General features: G+C 52.3%; 4 protein-coding genes and 1 other annotated feature. Of the genes, 2 read left to right on the forward strand and 2 right to left on the reverse strand.

What is annotated here, in order from left to right; all coding sequences use genetic code 11:
- Positions 1-268: 268 nt before the first annotated feature.
- Together argS and GX030_05645 are read right to left on the reverse strand one after the other, a co-directional pair.
- The gene (argS, locus tag GX030_05640; protein ID NLV91863.1) at positions 269-1,963 is read right to left on the reverse strand and encodes an arginine--tRNA ligase; all 1,695 of its coding nucleotides are present in this window, start codon (positions 1,961-1,963) and stop codon (positions 269-271) included.
- A 54-nt stretch (positions 1,964-2,017) separates the two neighbouring features.
- Positions 2,018-2,247, reverse strand: a binding site (T-box leader).
- Positions 2,248-2,347: 100 nt separating this feature from the next.
- Entirely contained in the window at positions 2,348-2,665 is a 318-nt protein-coding gene (locus GX030_05645) for a thioredoxin family protein (GenBank protein NLV91864.1), read from the reverse strand.
- A 267-nt stretch (positions 2,666-2,932) separates the two neighbouring features.
- Between GX030_05645 and GX030_05650 the strand changes: the two genes are divergently transcribed.
- Both GX030_05650 and GX030_05655 read left to right on the forward strand, forming a co-directional pair.
- Positions 2,933-3,154 (forward strand): hypothetical protein, encoded by a 222-nt coding sequence (locus tag GX030_05650; GenBank protein NLV91865.1) that lies wholly within the window; start codon positions 2,933-2,935, stop codon positions 3,152-3,154.
- Positions 3,155-3,231: 77 nt separating this feature from the next.
- A complete protein-coding gene (locus tag GX030_05655; GenBank protein NLV91866.1) occupies positions 3,232-3,867 on the forward strand; it encodes a hypothetical protein in 636 nt (211 codons plus the stop codon).
- Positions 3,868-3,920 lie beyond the last annotated feature (53 nt).

Consider the following 3,920-nt stretch of genomic DNA (forward strand, 5'->3'; position numbering starts at 1 on the left):
CCGTACCTTATGCATCTCCAAGGGCACGCTATTACCGTAGTACATCTTGATCTCAGCCATCGCCGATCACCCCAGTTAAATCTAGTTGCCTTGTGTTTTGATCTTGTTGCTATATTCGTCTGTGTTTCTCGATCTCCTCTTGGGTTTCGCATCTTTTTTGTAAAATTGGACGAAAATAGCACCAGGGGTAGGCAGCATAGTATTCTGGGCTGTTTCCGTCTTTCCCACAAACCCAAGTAGGCAAGAGCTTTAGCTCTTGCCTACTCCACTACATTTCCTCTGGAGCCTCAAGGCCCAACAGATACAGGCCTATCTCCAGGACTTGGCAAACCCCACGCACTAGGGCGAGGCGTGCTGTCTGGGTGGTGTCATCAACCCCCAGGATCCGTCGAGCATGATAGAAGGTATTGAAGGCTGCCGCCAAGTCGAGACAATAGCGAGCAATGAGTGAAGGTTCATCCTTCTCCGCTGCCCCCCGCACTACCTCAGGGAACCGCTCCAGTAACCGGATCACAGCCAAGGCCTCTGGGTCAGTTAGGGCCTGGGGCGCAAAGCCGGCCTCATCGGTTTCTTCGGCTTTGGCCAAGACACTTCGCCCCCGGGCATAGGCATATTGTACATAGGGACCGCTGTCGCCTTCGAGACTAATCACCTTCTCCCAGTCAAATTCCGTGTCCTTAATTCTGCTGTGGGCCAAGGCATTAAAGATCACTGCCCCGATCCCCACCTGCTTCGCCACCCCGTCGGGGTCCGCTAGATCTGGGTTTCTCGCCGCGATTACAGTTCGGATACGGGTCACTGCCTCCTCTAACACATCCTCCAGGAAGATGACATTTCCCCGCCGGGTGGACATTGCCTCATCGCCGAAGAGAATGGTTCCAAAGGGGACATGCTGACAACGCTGGGCCCAGTGGTGGCCCAACAGGTTCAGAACCCGAAACACCTGATCAAAATGTAGGGACTGGGTCACTCCAACCACGTACAAAGACTTGACGAATTTCCACTGGTTCCAGCGGTAGATGGCCGCGGTAATATCCCGGGTAGCATACAGGGTGGCGCCATCGCTTTTTTTCAGCAGGCAAGGGGGAATGTCGTCTCCGACGTCGACCACCAAAGCGCCCTCGCTGGCCGTGGCAATCCCAGCCTCGATGATAGTCTTAAGCACCTCGTCCATTTTGTCGTTGTAGAAACTCTCCCCGAGGTAACTATCAAACTCAATTCCCATCCGCCGATACACCCGCTCAAACTCCTGGAGACTAAGTGCGCGAAACCATTCCCACAACCGCACAGCCTCGGCATCGCCATCCTCTAACCCCTTGAACCAGGCCCGAGCCTCGTTGTCCAGCTCCGGGTCTTCCTCAGCCACCTGATGGTACTTCACATAGAGCCTCAACAATTCCTTGATTCCCTTGGTTTCGATGGCTTGATCCTCACCCCAGCGATGATAGGCCACCATCAGCTTGCCGAACTGGGTTCCCCAGTCACCGAGATGGTTAATCCGAACCACGTTAAAGCCTAGGTGACGGTAAATCCGGGCCAAGGAATGACCGATAACGGTAGAAGGCAAATGACCTATACTAAAGGGCTTGGCGATATTGGGAGAGGAAAAATCGATGACAATGTTCCCCTCTTCCTCTCCAGAGCCATAGCGATTGCCCTGCGTCAGTACCGCCCCCAATACTTCAGCGATGTAGCAGCTGGGCTCTAGAAAAAGGTTGAGATACCCACCTACCACCTCTACCTTTGCCAACCAGGCATCTTCGGCGATGGCCTCAGCCAACTGGGCAGCAATCTTGTTGGGAGCCATCCTCAGCCTCTTGGCAAGCCCAAAACAGGGCAAGGCGTAATCTCCCAGGGTAGGGTTTGGCGGTATTTCCAGCAGTAACTTAATCTCTTCGGCATCGATGCCTTCCTCCGTCAATGCCCCGGCCAATAGTTGAGCAATCCTTGTCTTGAACATCATCCCCACCTCGCAGTATCCGATTTCCGTGCCGTAAAATAAAAAAACTCGCCTCCCATTAGAGACGAGATTATACCCGCGGTACCACTCTAGTTGGCTAAAATAGCCCACTTTTGGTCGCAATAGACCATCCCGATAACGGTGGGAGCCGGCAGAGCCTACTGGCCAGAGACTTTCGGTCTGCTCCTCAAGGGTCCGTTCCAACCCATCCCCGACACCAGGCTTTCACCCTTCCCTGGCTCGCTGTGGTCTAGACGAGTTGTACTACTCCCCATCATCGGCACTGATATGCAAGCTAACTTATCCTAAATGTTAGCACGCCCTGGGGATTTCGGTCAAGAAGATTCGGCATGGTTACTTAGAAGTTCTCTCCCTTGGCGACTAATCCTAAGAGATGGCTTTGTCGATAAAGCTTTCAATCTCCGCCTGGGTTTTCCGATCCTTGCTGACAAACCGGTCGATCTCAGTACCATCCCGGTAGATGATAAAGCTGGGAATCCCGAAGATGTCTAGCTCCTGACAGAGATCGATGAGCTGGTCTCGATCGACTTGGAAAAACTTCAACTGCGAATACTTCTCTTCAATCTCCGGCAGCACCGGCTCGATGACTCTGCAATCGGCACACCACTGCGCGGAAAACACCACTACCACAGTGCCCTCCTTGATGGCAGCTTCATAGGCTTGTCTCGATGCTAAGGTCTTCATTGTTATTTCTCCCTTCAAGTTCAGGAAATAAATACCAAAATTCCTTCAGCTTCAGGTTTATTGTCCCCTATGCCATCCTTTTCCATTCCTAGATCAAGTGTACCATGAGTTGGCTCCTAATGGCGTCCTTTTTGGCTAATGGGCCCATTTTTCACACTAAATAATCCCTATATCCTAAAGCAAATACTCCAAGGCCTTCATAGTCTGTAACAAACCGATGGCTAATCACACTTTAGCCAAAACAAGGTTAAGAAAGGAGAAACCAATATGCCAGTCGAGATTATGCAGGCCAATGAATGTCTAACATGCGGTGATTGTCAGACGATTAACCCTGGCGCATTACAGGTAGGCGAAGGAGTCTGGTGCAAGAACGTCATGTTGCTTTCCCGGGAAATCACCCTTCCCATCGCTGGGGCCATGCGTGCCTTCTACCTAGAGCAGAAGGTGCCCTTTGAACTGCTGATCATCAGAGTCGACGACGTCGTATAACACCATCGAATCCTAGGTAGGTAAGGCCCTTGCCCTTGGCTCTACCTTCCATCGCACCCTGTACTGGAGGTGATGTGATGGCATGTCTACCTGAAGATCGAACAGCGAATCTCTGCCTTGATCAGGCCATATACCAAATCACGCTTGACAGCATGGAATGTGAGAATGGCATTTCTACCTGGTGCTATACCGTTGCTACCAGCGGTGAAGAGCCGGATTTAGGTCACTGGGTCCTGGGCACCTGCGCAGACCCACTTCCAACGGTCCTTGGAGTCACCAGAGATGGAGTACCCCTTGATCCCGATGACTTTGAGGTAGGCACAGACCCACTCACCGGAGTCACCGGAATCATATTTAGAGACGGCATAGACCTCGGTGACACTGTGACCTATTGCATCCAAATCCAAGGCTGTTTTGAGCCAGAGCCTCAGGATGTAAGTGTGGCCTCTGGAGGCAGCTTCCAAACTTTGGCTAACGCACTTTGCGGCCCTAGTTGTGACCCATTAATTGAACCCGATGAGCCTGACTGTGCGGTCTGTGCAAACTGCTCGCCGGTAGACCTATCTGGCCTAACGGAAGGCGACGGAGTATGGTGTCAGAACCTCGTGGTGCTCAGTGAGACGATCACCCTGCCCATCGGCGGTACGAACCGCACCTTCTACGTCGAACACCGGCTCCCCTTTGACCTATTAGTTATTCGCACTACCACGTAACAACTGCCTTTGGTTAGTGGCCGCAATCTTCACTGATGCAGTGAGCCTCCAAG

This window comes from Bacillota bacterium (genome assembly GCA_012727955.1).
Lineage (GTDB): Bacteria > Bacillota > Limnochordia > DTU087 > JAAYGB01 > JAAYGB01.